This window comes from Plantibacter sp. VKM Ac-2876 (genome assembly GCF_015350715.1).
Classification (GTDB): Bacteria; Actinomycetota; Actinomycetes; order Actinomycetales; family Microbacteriaceae; genus Plantibacter; species Plantibacter auratus.
The window spans coordinates 860922-880176 of the sequence record NZ_JADKSI010000001.1 but is presented as its reverse complement, the minus strand read 5'-3'; the positions used below and the strand labels follow the sequence as shown (position 1 = coordinate 880176).

The window sequence follows — 19255 nt, the reverse complement described above, 5'->3', positions numbered from 1 at the left end:
CCCGCGCCTCACAACCGCACGACGAGCTTGCGGGCTGAGACGCCGCCGTGGAGTCGGTCGAGGGCCGGCTGGATCGCTTCGAGGCCGTCGCCGACCACCTCGGGGGCTGGCGCGCAGACGTGTCGTCCGCCGGCGAGCGCGCCCGGCAGGTAGTCCTCCCACAGCATCGGCCCGACCTCGTTGGTCATGAGCGAGCTGCCCCACACGTACCGCGCCGAGATCCCCGCCCGACGGGCACGGATCTGGAGCGCGACGTTGGCCGCCACGAGCCGGGTCATGGTGCGGACGAACGTCAGACTCGGGCCGGCCCGACGCGGCAACGACCCGAACGACACCGACGGGCTCGCGAGTGCGACGCGGCGTGCCCCGGTGGCGGCGGCGACGGCGACGGCTGGTTCTGCGGAGCCGGTCCCGACGGCGAGGACGCCGACGACCGAGGAGCCGCGGAGGGCGCTGACCAGATCCGTCACGACGGTCGGGCTGCGGTAGTCGAGCACGATGTCGGCGCCGAGCTCGCGCATCCGGTCGTGGTTGTGCGGCGAGGCGGTGGTCGCGACCCGGTGGCCGGAGGCGACCGCGAGCTGGATGGCGTTGCTGCCGACGCTCGTGGCGCCGCCCCAGACGACGACGGTCGTCCCGGTGGGGGTGGGGTGCTCCGAGGGGTGGGGGAGCGCGAGGTGGTCGCGCTGGAAGAGGGCGGTCGCGGCCGTGGAGATCCCGAGCGGCAGGACGACCGCGTCCTCGTCTCGCAGACCGTCCGGGATCGGGGCAGCGAGGTCCGCCCGCGCGACGGTGAACTGCTGGAACCCGCCCTCGGCGTCATGGCGCCGACCGCGCTCCATGCCGACCGCGTAGGCCACGACGCGGTCGCCCACGGCGAAGCGACGGACGTCCCGCCCGACGGCCACGACCTCGCCTGCAACGTCCTCACCGAGCACTGCGGGCGAGGGGAGCCACCGGTACATGAGGTTCCCGGTCTGCTGCTTGACGTCGTCGAGCGGGTTCACCGCGACCGCACGGTTCCGGATGAGGAGTTCGCCCGGGCCGGGTTCGTGCATCGCGGCGGGACCGACGACGAGGTCCGCGCGGGGTGCTGGCAGCCAGGCTGCGGTGTTCGTCGGCATGAGGTCTCCAAGGGTGTTGCGGATTGGCGTGGCGATGATGACACGATGTGCCATCACTCTACACCTGACGACACGACGTGTCATCGGCTATCCTGATCGCATGGCACGCTGGGCACCCGACGCCGCTCTCCGACTCGAGAGCGCTGCGATGGCGCTGTTCGCCGAGCGGGGCTTCACGGCGACGACCGTCCCGGAGATCGCCGAAGCCGCCGGGCTCACCACCCGCACGTTCTTCCGTCACTTCGCCGACAAGCGCGACGTGCTCTTCCTCCGCGAGCGCGAGCTCCCGACCGTGGTCGGACGGCTGGTCGCCGCGGCGCCACCAGGACTCGACGCGCTCGCGCTGGTGATGTCCGGCCTCGAGACCGTGGCCGCCGGTGAACTGCAGCGCTGGCGGGACGACATCGCCGCCCGCCGCGCCGTCGTCCGGTCGGAACCGCAGCTGCGCGAGCGGGAACGGCTGAAGTCGGCGGTCCTCACCGACGCGATGCGCGATGGACTCATGGAGGTTGGTGTCACATCAGCCGACGCGGCGCTCGCCGCGTCCATCGGTTCGGCACTCTTCGACGCCTCCCTCGAGCAGTGGCTCGCCGGACCGGACGACGTGCTCCTCGTCGACGTGCTCCGCGCGATGCGTCAGCGGCTCGGCGACCTAGCGGGGAGCTAAAGCCGATCCCGGCTCCGCGTCTGCTGCTCCGGGAGCCCGACCTGCCACAGGATGAACGCCACCGCGCTGCAGACCGCGAGCGCGGCGCCGATGATCAGTGCAGCCGTGCCGGTGGAGGCGAGCCAGTCGTGGTGGCTGATCCAGCCGGGATCGTCCTGCGGGAAGTCGAGGAACGAAGCGTAGGTCGAGATACTCACGACGCCTGCCCCCAGGAACGCCGCGGCCAAGACTGATGCGCACCAGGACAGGGTCAGCCAGCCTCGGGAACGGGTCGCGTTTCGGGTCATCGGTAGCTCCTCACTCGTGCCGACCGACACCCGGGCAGGCTGGCGCCTGGGCCAGCCACCAGGCTGCGATCGCCCGATCGGCCTCGCTGGGGTCGCGCGGTGGGTCCAGCTCGTCGTCGGCGGTGCCGCACGGCTGGGCCGTGAAGCCGGCGATCCGCGGATTGTCGGCGCTCATCGTGAACGAGATGGCCGTCTCCGAGGTGTTCGCGAGCTTCGTCACCTGCTGGTAGGCCGCCCACTGCGGACTCGCCTGCAGCTCCGCGAGGGGCACTCCTCCGAGTCGCGTGTCCTCGGCGAACGCGACCGCGAGGCGGAGCTCATCGGGCCGGTCGAGGCCGCGATCATGCTGCTCCCCGTACCAGTCGATGGCTGCCACCGAGCCCCCGAGGGGCCCGAGGGCGGCGGTCGTCCCCTCGATCGTCGCGATGGTCTCCAGCACGGATGCCGGCACCGGCAGGCCCCATGCCAGAACGTGCACGCCTGCGGATCCGGGGTCGGGGTTGGTCAACACGAGCGAGATCTCCGCCGACGCCAGCGGCTTCGGGAGCTCTGCCTGGAATCCGCCCACCAGTCGCGCGGCATCCGTCGGCGTCAGCGGGTCGGCGTACAGGAACAACACCTTGAGCTCGGACGATGCCGGCCGGTTCTCTCGGGCGGAGATCGCGATGAGCTCGACCTCGACGGACGCGACCCGGACCGCATCGACCGCGACCGGGTCGGTGTCGGCCGCCCAGTCGCGCCAGGTCGTCACGGTCGCGTCGATCGTCTTTGATGGTGCACCGGTGTCGTAGGTCACCGAACCGCCCACGGCGTCCTCGATGATCACCCCGCCGGATTCCTTGCCGTCGGTCGCCTGGGTGGTCGCCGTCGCGACCCGCGAGTAGGACTCAGGCGGAGCGCCTTCGTCCATTTCGACGGTGATCCTGGCGTTGTAATACGTCTCCAGCCCGCCGCCGTTCGACGCTTCGACCGTTCCGGTGACGTCCGCCACATCGGGGAGGCCCTCGACGGCCTCGATGATCGACGCTCGTGCCGCGTCGGCGCCGGCGCTCGAACCGCATCCGGTGAGCAGGACGGCGGCCGTGACCGCGCCGACTCCGACAGCGATCGCCCGGCGTGCGTTCCGGCGCGCGCGGGTGCCTCGTGATTCCCCCATGCAGGGAGGCTACCGTGACGCCGCGCTCGCCGTCCGGCGGGCGGCGGGGTCTCTGATGGTCGAGGATGGAGCCATGCCGAACCTGGAGTCGTCCACCACCAACCCGTACCGGATGAGTCGACGGCGCATCACGACGTGGACTGGCGCGCTCATCGCCTCCGTGGTGCTGCTCGTCGTCGTCGCGATCGTCTTGGCCGCCATCGGCGGCGACAGCGCAGAGTCCTGGGTCGCGATCGTCCTGTTCGTGGCGTTCGGCGTGCCCGTCGCTGCGGCAGCGGTTCTGGGCGGGTTGGCGATCGCCTCGTGGGGCTGGGTGGCTGGCACGGTGTTCGGTGTGGGGTGGCTGACGCTGCTCGTCGTCGTCGTGAACAACGGTTTCCATCTGCTCTTCGACGGTCAGGCCGTGGGGCCCGTGATCTATGACGAGGCGATCTGGCAGGTCGTCGGGGTCGCCGGCCTGGTCGTTGGCGGGGTGCTGTTCTTCGTCGCCGGCTGGGGGAGTGGGGTGCCGATGTGGATCGGTGGACCGGCAGGCGGCGTCGACGTCTCGCGCCGGAAGCGCTCGGGCGAGGGGGACGCGGTTGTGCCGCCATCGAAGCGCAAGCCGCGCACGAAGCCGAAGCGCCGCTCGAAGCAGCAGCGACGCCGCTGATCAGCCGAGGTGATCACGGAGTCGACCGGTCAGTCGCCTCCGCCTCCGCCGCCCCCGTCTCCACCACCGCCGGAGTCGCCACCGCCGCCACCGTCCCAACCGCCGGAGTCGCTTCCGCCGTGGTGGCCACCACCATGGTGACCGTCGCTGTCGACGATGAACGGCGTGCCGGAGTCAGAGGTCGTACCACCGCGATGCTTCGAGGCGCCGGCACGTCGTCTGGTCTGCACGGTGATCGTGACGACGATGACCGCGACGACGGCGAGGACCACGATCATGATGACGGTTGAGCTGTCCATGGCTCGACCGTAGCGATGTCCGACGGCTGTCGCATCACCCGCGCGACGAGTATCGGCGTCCGACCGGACCTCAGCGCCTCGGGATCGTGGAACCGCGGAGGACGAGGCGGCCCGGCAGGTACTCGACACCCGGCGCGACCTCCGTGCCCTCGATCGCCTCGAAGATGCGGGTGGCGGCGAGCCGGCCGAGCTGTTGCAGGTTGGCGTCGATCGACGACAGTTCCGGGCGCGAGTTGGTGGCCAGGATCTCCCAGTTGTCGAAGCTGACGACCGCGACGTCGCTCGGGACGTCGCGCCCGAGGTCGCGGACGGTGTCGAGGACGCCGCGGGCGATCTGGTCGGAACCGGCGACGATGCCGTCGATCTCCGGGTGCTGTGCGAGCAGCATCGCCGCCGCATCGCGACCCCAGTGCTCCGTCCACTCCGAGAACATCGGCGTGCCGACGAGGTCCAGACCCGCTGCGGCGAGGGCGTTCTGCACGCCCGTCACGCGGTCCCTGGCCGCCGCGTACTGCGGTTCACCCGTGATCATCGCGATCCGGGAACGCCCGCACGCGATCAGGTGCTCGACGGCGAGGCGCCCGCCGTCGCGGTTGTCGGGGGTGATCGACACGTCGGTCGGGTCGTCGGACGGCGCGTAGGCGTAGACGACCGGGACGGGCAGTTTGTGGCCGAGCGAGGGGCGTGGGTCCGTCGTGCGGCCCACCACGATGATGCCGTCGACGCGCCGGGTGAGCAGTGCGTTGAGGTGGTGCTGCTCGCGGATCGCGTCGCCGCGGGCGTCGCAGAGGAACACGTTCACCTGGCCAGCACCGAACGCGTCCTCGGCACCCATGAGGATGGGGATCACGAACCGGCCTTCGAGGTCGCTCGTGAGGAGGCCGACGGTGCCCGTCCGGCCGTTGATGAGGCTGCGGGCGAGTTCGTTGGGGGTGAAGGCGACTTCCTTCGCGGCGTCGAGCACCCGCTGACGGGTCTTCGGTGCGACCTCGCTCCGTCCGTTGATGGCTTTCGAGGCGGTGGCCATCGAGACGCCTGCGATCCGGGCGACGTCGCCCAAGGTCGCCGCTCGGCCGGGGGTACCGGTCACCGAAGCACCGACATCACTGTCTGGCATTGCTCCCCCTCTTCGTTTCCGAAACGTTACCGGACTTCGCTCTTGACGCTACACCGATCCCAGGCTAGCTTTACCGAAAGGCGTTTCGACAGTTTCGAAAACCTCCCATGCACCGCCGGGCCCGACCGGTCCGCTCAACGATGAGTCAGAGGAGTCACCATGCGCAGCACGCACACCAGACGGATGCAGCGGGTCGGAGGGGTGTTGGCCGCCAGCGCCCTCCTCGTCGGCCTCGCCGCCTGTTCCTCCGGGGGCGGCGGGAGTTCCCCACTCGCCAGCGCCGGACCCGAGGGGGTGGACGACGGCTCCGAGCTCACGCTCTGGACCCGCGCCCCGCTCGAGAAGCAGGCGAAGCTCCTCGTCGAGGCCTACAACGCCTCGCACGAGAACCAGGTGAAGCTCACCGTCGTCCCGAACGACGACTACGTCGCGAAGGTCGGTGCGGCGGCCGGCTCCGACAGCCTCCCCGACCTGTTCGCCGCCGACATCGTGTACGTCCCGAACTGGGTCGAACAGGGCCTGTTCCAGGACCTCACCGCGAACATCGACGGGCTCGACTTCAAGGACGAGATCAACCAGGGCCACCTCGCCGCCGGCACCGCGGACGGCAAGGAGCACGTGCTCCCGTTCGTCCTCGACCTCTCGATGCTGTTCTGGAACAAGGAGCTCTACAAGGAAGCCGGGCTCGACCCCGAGCAGGGCCCGACCACGCTGGCCGAGTTCGCCGAGGACGCGAAGGCCGTCCAGGCCCTGAACAAGCCCGACACCTACGGCACCGCGACCGGCCTCAACTGCGGCGGTTGCCTCGTCTTCACCTGGTTCCCCAGTGTCTGGGCCGACGGCGAGCAGGTCATGAACGAGGAGGGCACCGAGTCGCTCCTCGCCGAGGACGGCGCCAAGGAGGTCTACAGCACGTGGGCCGACCTCTGGAAGTCGGGCGCCGTGCTCCCGTCATCGAAGGACGAGGCCGGACCCACCTGGACCGCCGGCTTCACCGAAGGCAAGGTCGGCGTCATGCCGTACCCGGCGACGCTGCTCTCCTCCACCCCGTTCGACGTGGGCGTGTCCGGCATCCCGGGCCCGAAGGGCGGTGACTCGACCTTCGTCGGTGGCGACGGGATCGGCGTCTCGAAGGACAGCAAGAAGGCCGCACAGTCGTGGAACTTCCTCAGCTGGCTGATGTCCGAGGACGCGCAGGTCGGTGTCCTCGCGAAGGACAACGACGTCGTCTCCCGCTCCGACCTCGCCGAGAACGAGTACTCGAGCAAGGACCCGCGCCTCGTCACGATCAACGAGGTCGCCTCGAAGGGCGACACCCCGTACTCGCTGAACTTCCAGGAGGCCTTCAACTCGCCGACCAGCCCGTGGCTGACGCTCGTGCGGAACGCCGTCCTCGAGGGCACCGACACGGTCGACGCCGACAACGACGCCATCACGGACGTGCTCTCGCAGTAGTCCGACCAGCGGGTGCGTCGCCGCTTCCCCCGCTGCGGCGGCGCACCCGCTCCCAACGTCTTGAAAGGTCCACCCATGAGTACCACCCTCGCCAGACGAGGCCCGACGGACTCGGTCGGCGCCCGGAAGCGTCGAGCCGTGCACGCCCGCACCGGCTGGTTGTTCGCGCTCCCCACGGCCGTGTTCGTCATCCTCCTGTTCCTCGTCCCGCTGGGGCTCGTGTTCCAGATGGCGGCCTCCGACTGGCCGCTCCTCGGTGGCAACCAGGGTGTGAACTTCCCCGAGAACTTCCCGAAGGCCATCGACAACCGGTTCTTCCTCGACTCGGTGGTCTTCACGCTCAAGTACACGGCCATCGCGACCGTCCTGCTCATCGGCCTCGGCCTCGGTCTCGCGCTCCTCGTGCAGGAGTCCAGCCGGTGGAAGGGGTTCCTCCGCACCGCGTTCCTCATCCCGAGCGCCCTCGGCCTCGCCTCGGCGTCGCTCCTCTTCTACGTCCTGTACTCGCCGATCGCGGGGCCGTTCGCCGACCTCACGAAGGCCATGGGCTTCACCTTCCTGGGGACCCCGGACGCGGCGCTCTGGTCGACGGTGTTCCTCATCGTCTGGCGCTTCGCCGGCTTCTACATGCTGCTCATGCTCGTGGGCCTGCAGGGCATCCCGGAGGAGGTCTACGAGGCGGCGCGCATCGACGGCGCGTCACGCTGGCAGACCTTCCGTGACATCACCGTCCCGCTGCTGAAGCCGACCCTCGCGCTCACGACGGTGATGTGCGTCACCGGCTCACTCCTCGCGTTCGAGCAGTTCTACATCCTCACCAAGGGCGGGCCTGACAACAGCACGATCACCATCGTCCAGCTCATCTACAACGTGGCGTTCCAGGGCCCGAACAACCTCGGCGTCGCCGGCGCGCTGTCGGTCATCGTGCTCGCCGCGCTCATCGTCATCAACATCGTGCAGATCCGCGCGTTCAGCAAGAAGGTCGAGGACTGAGCATGACCATCACCCGAAAGGAACCGGCCACCGTCACCTCGACGATGCCCGACGTCCGTGGTCACGGACGCACGCGCGGACGCGGACGCGACGGGAAGCCGACGAACTTCTTCGGTATCGCCATCCGGATGCCGTTCTGGATCTTCACCGCGGCGCTCGCCGTGATCTTCCTCTACCCGCTCGTCTGGACCGCCGTCCGCTCGGTGTCGCCGCTCGCCGGTACGAACCAGACCGAGGGGTGGGGGCTCGGCAACTACATCACCCTCGCCGGGTACCAGGACGGCATCCTGCAGTACATCGGCAACTCGCTGTTCGTCTCGCTGCTGACCGTGATCCTCACGCTCGTCATCTCGCTCTTCGGCGGGTACGCGTTCGCGAGGTTCCAGTTCTGCGGCAAGAACGCCCTGTTCCTCGCGACCATCGCTATCCTCATGGTCCCGTACGCGACGCTGCTCATCCCGCTGTACGTGCTCCTCAACCTGGTCGGGCTGTCGAACTCGCTCGTCGGCGTGGCGCTCGTGCTCACCATGTTCCAATTGCCGTTCTCGACCTTCATGATGCGCATCGCGTTCGAGTCGATCCCGAAGGAGCTCGACGAGGCTGCGATGGTCGACGGCTGCACGTCCTGGAGCGTGCTGTGGAAGGTCCTCGTGCCGGCCGTGAAGCCGGGGCTGATCACGGTCGGCCTGTTCGCGTTCCTCGCGGCGTGGAACGACTTCATGGCGCCACTCATCCTCATCAACGACTCGGCGAAGATGACCCTGCCGCTCGCGGTCTCGAACCTGCGCGGCCAGGTCCAGGGCGTCGTCGACTACGGCGCGACCGAAGCCGGCGTCGTGGTCCTCGCGCTGCCGTGCATCCTCCTCTTCCTCATCCTCCAACGTCACTACGTGCGCGGCTTCATGTCCGGCGCCTTCAAGGGGTAACCATGAGCACCACCACCAGGACCACATCCACTACGTCCACGACGCCGACGACGTCGGTGACCGTCGCAGCCCCGGTCGTCCCCACCGCCGGTGCGCTCACACCGCTCGGCCTCGACGAGGTGCGCATCACCGACGGCTTCTGGGCCGACCGTCAGCGGGTCAACGGCACGGCGACGCTGCCGCACGTCGAGCACTGGCTCGAGCGGGAGGGCTGGCTCCGCAACTTCGACCTCGCCGCCGCCGGGACGCTTCCCGAGGGCCGTCGCGGACGCGAGTTCGCCGACTCCGAGGTCTACAAGTACCTCGAGGCCGTCGCGTGGGAGCTCGGACGGCTCGGCGGTGACGAAGCGCTCGAGTCGCGGTTCCGCGCGATCGTCGACCGGGTCGCCGCCGCGCAGGAGGCCGACGGCTACGTCAACACCCGCTTCGGTCGCCCGGGTCAGGGTGAGCGCTGGTCGGACCTCGAGTGGGGGCACGAGCTGTACTGCCTCGGTCATCTCTTCCAGGCGGCCGTCGCCCGGGAGCGGACGAGCCCCGGCTCCGACGACGGGCTCCTCGGGATCGCGACCCGGGCCGCGGACCTCATCTGCGAGGTCTTCGGCACCGACGGCATCCAGTCGGTGTGCGGGCACGCCGAGGTCGAAGTGGGCCTCGCGGAGCTGTCGCGCGTGACGGGCGAGCCGCGCTACCTCGAACTCGCGTCGCTGTTCGTCGAGCGTCGCGGCACCGGCGTGCTCCAGGACATCGAGTGGGGCCGCGCGTACTTCCAGGACGACGTGCCCATCCGCGAGGCGGAGGCGTTGCGGGGCCACGCGGTCCGCGCGAACTACCTCGCGGCCGGCGCCACCGACATCGCGGTGGAGCACGGCGACGCCGGCCTCCTCGACGCCCTCCGCGGCCAGTGGGACCGGACGATCGCGCGCCGCACCTACCTGACCGGCGGACAGGGCTCGCACCACCAGGACGAGGCGTTCGGCGAGGACTTCGAGCTGCCGTCCGACCGCGCGTACTCCGAGACCTGTGCGGGCATCGCATCGATCATGTTCAGTTGGCGGCTGCTGCTCGAGGACCGCGACGTCCGCTACGCCGACCACATCGAGCGCGTCCTCTACAACGTCGTCGCGACCTCGCCGTCGGCCGCCGGCACCGCGTTCTTCTACGCCAACACCCTCCACCAGCGCACGCCGGGGGAGTCGAGCCCAGACGACGAGGTGTCGCCGCGGGCGTCGTCCTCCGAGCGTGCGCCCTGGTTCGACGTGTCCTGCTGTCCACCGAACGTGGCGCGGACGCTCGCGAGCCTGGCGGCGTTCCTCGCCACGAGCGACGACCACGGCGTGCAGATCCATCAGTTCGCATCGGCGGCGATCGACACGGTCATCGGCGGCGAGCACGGCGGGCGGTTCCGGGCCGAGCTCGTGACCGACTACCCGCGCTCCGGTGTCGTCACCATGCGGATCGTGGAGGCGCCGAGTGGACCGGTGACCGTCTCGCTCCGGGTGCCGTCGTGGGCTGATGACGCGGTGGTGACCGTCCGACCCGTCGACGGTGCCTCCGTGGATCGTGCCGTCACCCCTGGCTACGCCGACGTCGAGCGGTCCTTCGTCCCCGGTGACGTCGTGGAGCTCACGTTCAGCGTCCGTCCGCGGGTCACCCTGCCGGATCCCCGCGTGGACGCCATCCGTGGCAGCCTCGCGATCGAGCGCGGACCCGAGGTCTACTGCGTCGAGTCGGTGGACCTCCCGGGCGGCGACGAGGCGATCGCCCGCATCGAGGTGGGGGAGGGTGTCGTCCCCGTCGAGGACGCGGGCGGTCGACTGTCGATCGAGCTGCGCACCCGGAGTCTTGCCGACACCGCCTGGCCGTACGGCGACGCCTTCGTCGCGACGGGTGCCGACGAGACGTTCACCGCGAGCATTGCGCCGTACCATTCCTGGGCCGAGCGCGGACCGTCCACGATGCGTGTCTGGATCCCGATCACCCGGGCGTGAGGGCGGAGCGCGTCATACTGGTGTCTCGTCGACCAGCGATCCGGAAGCAGCCATGACGTATCCTCCGAACCCTCAGGTGCCGAACCCCCAGTCGTCGTACGGCCAGGCTCCCTACGGCCAGTCTCAGTATGGCCAGCCGCAGTACGGCCAGGCCCCCTACGGCCAGCCTCAGTACGGTCAGCTGCAGTACGTCGCGCCCCCTCCCCGGGGCGCCAGCTCACCGGACGACCTGTCCCTCCCGCTCTACGGGGCGACATTCGGCCAAGCCAGGAAGCGCTTCTTCAAGCAGTACGCGAACTTCTCGGGTCGCGCGTCGCTCAGTGAGTACTGGTGGAGTTCCTTGTTCACCACCATCGTCATGCTCGTCCCGACGCTGTTGGTCACCATCGGCGCGATTCTCGTCACGGTCACCGCCACGACGACGGCCGTGCAGCAGCAGGCTCGGTACGACAACGGGTACGTCGGCGAGTTCGACGGGGTCGACCTGGGTGCCACGGGCATCGGCGTCAGCGTGGTCGTCCTCATCATCGGGGTGGTTCTGACGCTCATCGCCTGGGTTGCGCTCTTCGTGCCGAGCCTCGCGATCACGTGGAGGCGCCTGCACGACGCCGGCTTCCCCGGCACCTACTACTTCCTCACCCTCGTGCCGTCGGTGGGCAGCGTGATCCTGCTCGTCCTCGTGCTGTTGCCGTCGAAGCCGGAAGGCCAGCGGTTCGACGTGCCGGCCCAGGTGCCGGCCAAGCGCTGAGCCGCACCTCACGCCGGCAGTTCGGCGGCCTTCCGCAGCAGGACGTCGCGCTCACGGTCGTTCGCTGCGAGGTGCGCGGCGGTCAGGAGTTCCGAGCGGGCCTCCTCGGTGCGCCCCAGCCGTGCGAGCAGTTCGCCGCGGACGCTCGGGACGAGATGCGACCCCCGGAGCGACGCATCGTCGGCGAGGCCGTCGACGATGCGGAGCGCCGTCGCCGGGCCGGTCGCCATCGACACCGCGATCGCGCGGTTGAGTTCGACGACCGGATTGGGGGCGATCCGTCCGAGCGCCTCATAGAGGATCACGATCCCTTCCCAGTCCGTCGCCTCCACGCTGGGCGCGACCGAGTGGCACTGCGCGATGGCCGCCTGGAGCGCGTAAGCGCCGCGTCCCCGGCCGAGGGCGTCGGCGCGGCTGAGTGCCGCCGTCCCACGGACGATCTGCGCCCGATCCCAGCGCTCGCGGTGTTGGTCGGCGAGCAGGATCGCGGAGCCGTCGGGTGCGACGCGCGCGGCGAAGCGTGAGGCCTGGAACTCCATGAGGGCGACGAGCGCGTGCGCCTCCGGTTCGCGGGGGACGAGCGCGACGAGGCGTCGGCCCAGCCGCAGTGCCTCGTTCGCGAGTTCGGCGCGGATCCAGGTCGGCCCGCTCGTCGCCGCGTACCCCTCGGTGAAGAGCAGGTAGACGACGCCGAGGACGGCCGACAGGCGCCGGGGCCACTCGGCCGGGTCCGGCGCCTCGAAGTGGACGTTCGCCGCGGCGAGCGTCTTCTTGGCGCGGGTGATCCTCGCCTGCACCGTCGGCACCGGGACGAGGAGCATCCGGGCGATCTCCTGGGTGGTGAGCCCGCTGACGACCCGCAGCGTCAGCGCCACCTGCGACTCCCGCGACAGCACCGGGTGGCAGGCGGTGAAGACGAGCCGCAGGACGTCGTCCCCGATCGGCTCCCAGTCGAGGTCGCTCGCCTGCTCCAGGTCCCTGGCGAGCGAGCGGTACCGCTCGTCCAATGCCGCCCGGCGTCGCCAGCCGTCGATCGCGCGACGCTTCGCCACCATCGTCAGCCACGCACCCGGGTTGCGCGGCACGCCGTCGCGCGGCCACTGCTCGAGGGCGTCCAGCAGCGCCTCCTGGGCGAGATCCTCCGCCAGACCGAGGTCGCCGGTCAGCTTCGTGAGGGTGGCGACGATCTGCGCGCTCTCGATCCGCCAGACGCCGTCGACCACGCGGCGGGCGGCCTCGTCGCCGTCCGCCGCGCCGCTGTCGGTCAGGTCGGCGTCGGTCATGTCCGTCTCGCGTCGGTCGTGCTCAGGCCGGGTCGGCCGCCGGCTTCGCCACACCTTCCTGCGCCCGCCACTCCTTCTCCTTCTGGAGGTACTCGTTGTCGGCGTGGTCGGCGAAGTCCGTCTCGTCGGTCACGCGGCGCACCTCGATCTTGTTGCCGGGGCCGAGCGGCGCCCGGCCGGCCCATTCGATGGCCTCCTCGCGGGTGGCGACCTCGATGGTCCAGAACCCGTTGAAGAGTTCGTGGAGTTCGCCGTAAGGGCCGTCGGTGACGATCGGGGCCTCGGTCGTGAACTCGACCACGGCTCCCTGTGCGGCGTCGGTGAGGCCATCACCGCCGACCATCACGCCGGCGTTGATCATCGACTCGTTGTAGGCGCCCATCGCGTTGATGACCGCTTCGAAGTCCATGTCCTCGAGCTTCTCGACGGACCCGCTGTTGCGCATGATGAGCATGTATTTCGACATCGTCTTCTCCTGTCGTCAGGGGCGCTGATCGCCCGCCTCACTCTGACGTCGAACGGCGAACACGGAAATCGACATCGCGGTCAGAATATCCTCGGCGGGTGCCCGATGGGGAGGGTGAACGGATCGCGGCGCCCAGGTGACCGGCGGGAGAACAGCGGCGGACGGAAGCCGCGATTCACAGCCCAGGCAACAACTGTGGGTTGATACTGAGTCCATGGCAACTGAGATCGATCACGAAGAGATCATCCGTCAGCTCACTGCGAAGCTGAGCGAGAAGTACTCGGGGGTCGATTCCGCCCGGATCGGCGAGCTCGTGCGCGAAGAGGTCAGCGCGCTCGCCGAACGCCCGGTCCAGGATTACGTGACCGTCCTCGCCGAGCGAGCGGTCAAGAAGTCCCTCAAGCGCTCCGAGAAGTAACGGTCCAGCCACCGGTCGGGCTACGGCCGGTCGGGTCTGCTCGTCAGCGCCTCGACCGAGACCACGATCACGATGCAGATGACGAGCAGGGTGAACACGTTCGGGTTCAGGGTCAGTCCGTAGACGACCACGGCGATCAGGATCAGGACGCCGCTGATGACGATCGCGCGCAGTGGTGATCTCCGCTTCGTCCGGTTCAGGTCTGACATGGAGCCCCCCCGCTCATGACTGATGTGGGGCTCCAGCCTACGCGCGGCCGGTCGCTCGATCCGGGACGCATGTGACCGGCCGACCGACCGGCAGTTGTTCCCTCCTGTCCAGGCACAGTCGATAGACTCACCTCGGGTACTTTTGTCGACGAGTCGACAGAAGCGGTTCCGTGCTGTGGGAGACACGTGCGGAAGCGCCCGTCGGTGCCCGCCCGAAGCTACGAAGGAGTACCCATGAGCGCACCGTCCGTGCAGCTGTACACCGTCCGCGACGCCATCGCCGAGGACCTGCAGGGCGCCGTCGCCCGCATCGCCGAGATCGGTTTCACGAAGGTCGAGCCCTACGCGTTCGTCGAGCGCGCGGCCGAGTTCGAGACCGCCTTCGCCGCCGCTGGTGTCACGGCCCCGTCCGGTCACGCGCCCGTCATCGACGCCGCCGACCCGGCGGTCGCGTTCGACGCGGCGTCGCGGCTCGGGATCGGGACGGTCATCGATCCGTTCATCCCCACCGATCGCTGGCAGACCGCCGACGACGCGGCACGTCTCGCCGAGCGCGTCAACGAGCTCGCCGTCCAGGCAGCGGCGTCCGGTCTGAAGTTCGGTTACCACAACCACAACTGGGAGTTCTCGACCCACGTCGACGGGCGCCCGATCTTCGAGCTCTTCGTCGAGCAGCTGTCGCCCGAGGTCGTCCTCGAGATCGACACCTTCTGGTCGACGGTCGGCGGTGCTGACACCCCGGCGTTCCTCCGTTCGCTCGGGGACCGCGTGCAGTTCCTGCACATCAAGGACGGCATCATCTCCGGTGACATCGCCACCGCACTGCCGAGCAGCGAGAGTGCGCTCGTCGTGCCCGACGCGCTCGCCCAGGCGTTCGCGAACCAGCAGCCCGCGGGCCAGGGCCAGGTCGACATCCCGGCCATCCTCGCTGCCGCACCGCACGCGACCCGCGTCGTGGAGTTCGACGGCTACAGCAAGGAGATCTTCGGCGGCGTCGCCGAGTCCTACGCCTGGCTCGCCGAGAACGACAAGTAGGCGCGCACTTCGACAGGCTCGGTGACCGGGCTGGGCTCGGCGACCGGGGAACTCGGTCGCCGAGCCTGCACGGAAGCTCGGCATCGGCCGTGGGTGCAGGGGCGGCACGCACTCAGAACGGCGGGACCGCTTCCGGTTCCGTGCGGTGTCGCCTGCCGTCAGGTGTGGTCCAGTCGAGGACCCCATCGGGCCGGTGGTCGAGCGACCACCCCGGTAGATGCTTCAGTCGGTGGTGATGTCGGCAGACGCACGCCAGATTGCCGACACTCGTCGTGCCGCCGTCGGCCCAGGCGACGGAATGGTCGAGATCGCAGGCCCGAGCCCGTCTCCCGCAACCCGGTGCGCGACACGTGACGTCGCGGAGACGGACCGCTCGTTGCAGATCCGCCGGCACGCGGTACTGCTGCCGCCCGACCGAGACGACCGCACTCGTCTCCGGGTGGGTGAGCACCCTCGTCATCGAGGGGGCGTTGACCGCGAGCCGCGCCGCGGTCTCGGGGTCGATCGGGCCGTAGCCGTCGAGGATCGCCGGGGCCTCGCTGACCCCCAGGAGGCTGAGCACGGGCACGGTGAGGTTCACCGTGGGCTGGATGTCGTCGAGCACCTCCACCGGCCGGGCGATCGGCGACCGCCGGCCCTGGTGGTCGGTCTGGTCGGCCGTGGTGACGCCGCTGATGCAGAGCGAGCCGAGCGCGTCGGCGCGCAGCTGCTGACAGGTGCGGTCGTCGTCCGTCAGGTGGGCTGCACCGACGAGCGCGTCGAGGCGTTCTCCGATCGCGATGGCGACGGGTGCCGTGGTGAACAGGTGTACCCATGCCATGCCGTCTGCCGCGGGCTCGATCTCCACCCGTCGGTCGGCCTCCGACCGGGCCGCCCGCACGGTGATGGACTCCGGGTGCAGTCGCTCGCGGAGGGTGCGGGCCTGGTGCTGCAGCCGTGCGACGGTCGACTGCTCCGCGATGGGGAGGACCGTCTCGAGGAACGCGGCTCGCCCGTGCGCCGGGATGTCTTGGAGCTGATCGGTGATGGTCCGTGCGTGCCGGCTCGAGATGCGGCCGTCCTCCAGCGAGCGGAGGACATCCGGAGCATCGGCGACGAGTCGTTCGGCATCGCCGGTGGCTCGTTGCAGGGTCGGCTCGGAGGCGCGTGTCGCCATGGCGAGCGTCGCGCAGGTGGAACGACGGATGAGCGCCTTCCGCTGCGCGGGCGTCTCGTCGTGTGACACGAGGCTGTCCGCCATGGCGTCGGCCAGGGCTGCCGACCTGGCGAGGAGACGAGCCTCCCGGGCGTCGAGTGCGGCACGCTCACGCGCGATGCCGGCGAACTCGTCCGACAGTTCCGCGAGACGCTCTTCGAAGACGTCCACCGCGCGCAGCGGGAGCGCGGTGGAGGTCTCGGTCATGACTTTAGTCCATCACGGACCACTGACATTCGAGATGCTCAGTTACCGCGCCTCGACGAACCCGGCGAGCGGTCGGGATGTGGAGCGGGGTCGCACTTCGACAAGCTCAATGACCGGGTGTGTGGCTCAGTGACCGGGATGGCTCAGTGACCGGGTGTGACTCAGTGACCGGGGTATCGGTCCCTGCACTTCGACAGGCTCAATGACCGGGGCGCGGGCGTGCGCAACCCCATGACGATCATTCGACGCTCGGTCAGGATGGAATCATGAGCGAGCAGTCCGACACCACCACCCAGCCCGATCCCGACACCGTACCCGGCATCCCGGACGCGGAGTCGCTGGAACCGACGAAGCGCACCATCGCGATCCTCGGCGCCAACGGCGACCTGGCCAAGCGGCTCCTGATCCCCGGCCTCGGCGAGGTCGTCGACGCCGCCCGCGACATCTCGCTGCAGATCATCGGTGCCGCCCGCACGCCGCAGCCGAACGAGGAGTGGCGTGCGACCGTCCGCGCCAGCCTCGAGGACGCCGGCATCGGGGCCCGGACCGTCGACGCGCTGGTGTCGACGACGGAGTTCATCCCGACCGACGCCTCCGACCCCGACGAACTGCGTGCGCTGCTCGACGCGTGCACCGGCTCGCCGATCCTCTACATCGCGCTCCCGCCGTCCGCCGGGCGCAAGGTCGCCGAGGCGCTCGCGCAGATCGACCTGCCCGACGACCTCCTCATCGCCATCGAGAAGCCCTTCGGTGACGACCTCGCCGACGCCCAGGCGCTCAACGCGGCGCTCGCCGATGTCGTGCCGGAGGAGCGTCTGTGGCGCATCGACCACTTCCTCGGCAACGCGACCGTCCTCGGGATGCTCGGCCTCCGCTTCAGCAACCGACTCCTCGAGGCGGGCTGGAACGCGGAGCAGATCGAGAAGGTGGAGATCCTCTACGACGAGGAGCTGGGGCTCGAGGGGCGTGCAGCGTTCTACGACCAGACCGGCGCGCTCCGCGACATGCTGCAGAGCCACCTGTTGATGGTCCTCGCCCTCACCGCGATGGAGCGGCCGGACGCGGTGACGCCGACCGACGTCCACGACCGCATCGCCGAGGTCCTCGGCGCCGTCCGGCTGTGGAAGGACGACCCGTCGACCGCCCGACGCGCGCGCTACACCGAGGGCCGGGTCGGCGACCGGCTCTTCCCCTCCTATGTGGACGAGCCCGACGTCGACGCCTCCCGCGAGACGGAGACGCTCGCACAGCTCCTGCTCCAGGTCGACACCCCGCGCTGGCAGGGGGTGCCGTTCGTCCTGCGCTCCGGCAAGGGCATCGGCGACCCGCGCCGCGAGGTCGCCGTCCACTTCCGACGCTCGGCCGCGCCGAGGGGGCTCGACGCTCCCGACGGGCACGCCGACACCGTCCTCCGGATGTCGCTCAAGGGCGGTGCGGTGCACCTCGACCTCATCGTGACCGGAGCCGACGACGTCGACGGCCTGCGCCGGGTCGAGCTCGAGGCGGACCCTGGAGCCGCGACCCTCAGCGCCTACGCGCAGGTGCTCGCCGGCCTCCTGCAGGAGAACACGCTGCTGTCGGTGCGCGGTGACATCGCCGAGCAGTGCTGGCGCATCGTCACCCCCGTCGTCACCGCGTGGGCCGCGGGCGAGACGCCGCTCGAGGAGTACGAGGCGGGGAGTGCCGGTCCGACGGACTGGTGACCGGGTCCTGACGCACTGCTGACCGCCTGACACGGAACGACCCGCGCCGAATGATCGGCGCGGGTCGTTTCGTACAGTGGGCAGCTACGCCGACGGCTTCAGGACGACCTTGATGCAGCCGTCCTCCTTCTTCTGGAACGTCTCGTACATCGCCGGTGCCTCGGCGAGCGGCACCCGGTGGGTGGCGAGGTCGAGGACGCCGAGCGGGTCGGTGCTGTCCTCGACGAGGGGGAGCAGCGTCGGGATCCAGCGGGCGACGTTGCACTGACCCATCCGGAGCGACACCTGCTTGTCGAACATCGACTTCATCGGCATGATGTCGGCCTCACCGGCGTAGACGCCGCTCAGGGAAACGACACCGCCGCGGCGCACGAGATCGAGCGCGGTGTGCAGGGCGGCGAGCCGGTCGATGCCGGCGTGCTCCATGGCCGGTCGCGCGATCGCGTCGGGCAGCACGCCGACGGCCGTCTGTGCCGCAGCCGCGATCGGTGAGCCGTGGGCCTCCATGCCGACGGCGTCGACGACCCCGTCCGGGCCGCGTCCACCGGTGGCGTCGCGGAGCTCAGCGACCACGTCGTCCGAGAGGTCGAGGGCTCGGATGCCGTAGCGCTCGGCGAGGGCACGGCGCTCGGGCACCGGGTCCACGGCGAAGACCTCGAGACCGCGGTGCTTGGCGATGCGAGCCGCGAGCTGGCCGACCGGGCCCAGGCCGAGCACGGTGATCGAGCCGCCGTCCGGCACCTCGGCGTACTCGACGCCCTGCCAGGCGGTCGGGAGGATGTCGCTCAGGTAGAGGTAGGACTCGTCGGGCAGGTCGCGACCGACGACGATGCAGTTCGCGTCGGCGAGTCGGACCTGCAGGAACTCGGCCTGTCCGCCCGGCACCTGGCCGTAGAGCTTCGTGTAGCCGTACAGGGAGGCGCCGCTGCCGTGCTCCTTCACCTGGGTCGTCTCGCACTGCGACTGCAGCCCGTTGCGACACATGAAGCACTCGCCGCACGCGATGGTGAACGGGATGACGACCCGGTCGCCGACCGCGACGCGGGTGACCTCGGAGCCGACGGCTTCGACGACACCCATCGTCTCGTGGCCGAGGACGTCGCCGCGGTCGAGGAACGGGCCGAACAGTTCGTAGAGGTGGAGGTCGGAGCCGCAGATGGCTGCCGAGGTGACACGGATGATCGCATCGGTGGGGGCGGTGATCGCGGGGTCCGGGACGGTCTCGACCGACACCGACCGGCGACCCTGGTACGTGAGTGCGCGCATGGATGCTCCTTCGTCGTTGTCCATCCACCCTGCGCCTCCCGGGCGTCGGGCGACTGGGGGT

The 19255-nt window shown here is 69.8% G+C and carries 20 protein-coding genes; 10 read left to right on the top strand and 10 right to left on the bottom strand.

Features of this window, described 5'->3' with window-relative positions; all coding sequences use genetic code 11:
- Positions 1 to 8 precede the first annotated feature (8 nt).
- Entirely contained in the window at positions 9 to 1178 is a 1170-nt protein-coding gene (locus ITJ62_RS04285) for a zinc-binding alcohol dehydrogenase family protein (RefSeq protein ID WP_370581811.1), read from the bottom strand.
- A 46-nt stretch (positions 1179 to 1224) separates the two neighbouring features.
- Between ITJ62_RS04285 and ITJ62_RS04280 the strand changes: the two genes are divergently transcribed.
- The gene (locus ITJ62_RS04280) at positions 1225 to 1791 is read left to right on the top strand and encodes a TetR family transcriptional regulator (RefSeq protein WP_194599828.1); all 567 of its coding nucleotides are present in this window, start codon (positions 1225 to 1227) and stop codon (positions 1789 to 1791) included.
- On the opposite strand, the gene ITJ62_RS04275 is transcribed toward ITJ62_RS04280, so the two are convergent.
- Together ITJ62_RS04275 and ITJ62_RS04270 are read right to left on the bottom strand one after the other, a co-directional pair.
- Positions 1788 to 2078 carry a hypothetical protein gene (locus tag ITJ62_RS04275; protein WP_194599827.1) on the bottom strand — a complete coding sequence of 97 codons (291 nt, stop codon included), beginning with the start codon at positions 2076 to 2078 and terminating at the stop codon, positions 1788 to 1790. The two genes, ITJ62_RS04280 and ITJ62_RS04275, sit on opposite strands and share 4 nt — an antisense overlap.
- 10 nt (positions 2079 to 2088) lie before the next feature.
- Positions 2089 to 3234, bottom strand: a complete 1146-nt coding sequence (locus ITJ62_RS04270; protein WP_194599826.1) for a hypothetical protein — start codon at positions 3232 to 3234, stop codon at positions 2089 to 2091.
- A gap of 73 nt (positions 3235 to 3307) precedes the next feature.
- Here ITJ62_RS04270 and ITJ62_RS04265 point away from each other — a divergent pair, with 73 nt between their 5' ends.
- Complete coding sequence (locus tag ITJ62_RS04265; protein WP_194599825.1) at positions 3308 to 3886, top strand: hypothetical protein; 579 nt, start codon at positions 3308 to 3310, stop codon at positions 3884 to 3886.
- A 29-nt stretch (positions 3887 to 3915) separates the two neighbouring features.
- Here ITJ62_RS04265 and ITJ62_RS04260 read toward each other — a convergent pair whose 3' ends face one another.
- Positions 3916 to 4185: a hypothetical protein gene (locus ITJ62_RS04260; RefSeq protein WP_194599824.1), complete on the bottom strand. Its 270-nt coding sequence runs from the start codon at positions 4183 to 4185 to the stop codon at positions 3916 to 3918.
- A gap of 70 nt (positions 4186 to 4255) precedes the next feature.
- A complete protein-coding gene (locus tag ITJ62_RS04255) occupies positions 4256 to 5302 on the bottom strand; it encodes a LacI family DNA-binding transcriptional regulator (RefSeq protein ID WP_194599823.1) in 1047 nt (348 codons plus the stop codon).
- 159 nt (positions 5303 to 5461) lie between these two features.
- On the opposite strand from ITJ62_RS04255, the gene ITJ62_RS04250 reads away from it, so the two are divergent.
- The 5 genes from ITJ62_RS04250 (at position 5462) to ITJ62_RS04230 (ending at position 11412) form a co-directional block, all read left to right on the top strand.
- The gene (locus ITJ62_RS04250) at positions 5462 to 6757 is read left to right on the top strand and encodes a sugar ABC transporter substrate-binding protein (RefSeq protein WP_194599822.1); all 1296 of its coding nucleotides are present in this window, start codon (positions 5462 to 5464) and stop codon (positions 6755 to 6757) included.
- Positions 6758 to 6832: 75 nt separating this feature from the next.
- Positions 6833 to 7750, top strand: coding sequence for a carbohydrate ABC transporter permease (locus ITJ62_RS04245; protein WP_085511262.1), 918 nt, complete (start codon positions 6833 to 6835; stop codon positions 7748 to 7750).
- 2 nt (positions 7751 to 7752) lie between these two features.
- On the top strand, positions 7753 to 8676 hold the full coding sequence (locus tag ITJ62_RS04240; protein WP_370581810.1) for a carbohydrate ABC transporter permease: 924 nt from the start codon (positions 7753 to 7755) through the stop codon (positions 8674 to 8676).
- Between the two features lie 2 nt (positions 8677 to 8678).
- Positions 8679 to 10664: a glycoside hydrolase family 127 protein gene (locus ITJ62_RS04235; protein ID WP_194599821.1), complete on the top strand. Its 1986-nt coding sequence runs from the start codon at positions 8679 to 8681 to the stop codon at positions 10662 to 10664.
- A 52-nt stretch (positions 10665 to 10716) separates the two neighbouring features.
- The gene (locus tag ITJ62_RS04230; protein WP_194599820.1) at positions 10717 to 11412 is read left to right on the top strand and encodes a DUF805 domain-containing protein; all 696 of its coding nucleotides are present in this window, start codon (positions 10717 to 10719) and stop codon (positions 11410 to 11412) included.
- Positions 11413 to 11420: 8 nt separating this feature from the next.
- On the opposite strand, the gene ITJ62_RS04225 is transcribed toward ITJ62_RS04230, so the two are convergent.
- Together ITJ62_RS04225 and ITJ62_RS04220 are read right to left on the bottom strand one after the other, a co-directional pair.
- Positions 11421 to 12695 (bottom strand): RNA polymerase sigma factor, encoded by a 1275-nt coding sequence (locus ITJ62_RS04225; protein ID WP_194599819.1) that lies wholly within the window; start codon positions 12693 to 12695, stop codon positions 11421 to 11423.
- A gap of 22 nt (positions 12696 to 12717) precedes the next feature.
- On the bottom strand, positions 12718 to 13161 hold the full coding sequence (locus ITJ62_RS04220) for a YciI family protein (protein ID WP_137242729.1): 444 nt from the start codon (positions 13159 to 13161) through the stop codon (positions 12718 to 12720).
- A 214-nt stretch (positions 13162 to 13375) separates the two neighbouring features.
- Between ITJ62_RS04220 and ITJ62_RS04215 the strand changes: the two genes are divergently transcribed.
- Positions 13376 to 13579 (top strand): three-helix bundle dimerization domain-containing protein, encoded by a 204-nt coding sequence (locus tag ITJ62_RS04215; RefSeq protein ID WP_064295795.1) that lies wholly within the window; start codon positions 13376 to 13378, stop codon positions 13577 to 13579.
- A 20-nt stretch (positions 13580 to 13599) separates the two neighbouring features.
- Here the strand turns inward: ITJ62_RS04215 and ITJ62_RS04210 are convergent, their stop codons facing one another.
- Positions 13600 to 13788 carry a hypothetical protein gene (locus tag ITJ62_RS04210; RefSeq protein ID WP_194599818.1) on the bottom strand — a complete coding sequence of 63 codons (189 nt, stop codon included), beginning with the start codon at positions 13786 to 13788 and terminating at the stop codon, positions 13600 to 13602.
- Positions 13789 to 14022: 234 nt separating this feature from the next.
- Between ITJ62_RS04210 and ITJ62_RS04205 the strand changes: the two genes are divergently transcribed.
- Positions 14023 to 14823 (top strand): sugar phosphate isomerase/epimerase, encoded by an 801-nt coding sequence (locus ITJ62_RS04205; RefSeq protein ID WP_079704551.1) that lies wholly within the window; start codon positions 14023 to 14025, stop codon positions 14821 to 14823.
- A gap of 112 nt (positions 14824 to 14935) precedes the next feature.
- Here the strand turns inward: ITJ62_RS04205 and ITJ62_RS04200 are convergent, their stop codons facing one another.
- Positions 14936 to 16225, bottom strand: coding sequence for an HNH endonuclease signature motif containing protein (locus ITJ62_RS04200; protein WP_194599817.1), 1290 nt, complete (start codon positions 16223 to 16225; stop codon positions 14936 to 14938).
- A gap of 266 nt (positions 16226 to 16491) precedes the next feature.
- On the opposite strand from ITJ62_RS04200, the gene ITJ62_RS04195 reads away from it, so the two are divergent.
- Complete coding sequence (locus ITJ62_RS04195; protein ID WP_194599816.1) at positions 16492 to 17928, top strand: glucose-6-phosphate dehydrogenase; 1437 nt, start codon at positions 16492 to 16494, stop codon at positions 17926 to 17928.
- Between the two features lie 84 nt (positions 17929 to 18012).
- On the opposite strand, the gene ITJ62_RS04190 is transcribed toward ITJ62_RS04195, so the two are convergent.
- Positions 18013 to 19194 (bottom strand): alcohol dehydrogenase catalytic domain-containing protein, encoded by a 1182-nt coding sequence (locus ITJ62_RS04190; RefSeq protein ID WP_194599815.1) that lies wholly within the window; start codon positions 19192 to 19194, stop codon positions 18013 to 18015.
- Positions 19195 to 19255: the final 61 nt, after the last annotated feature.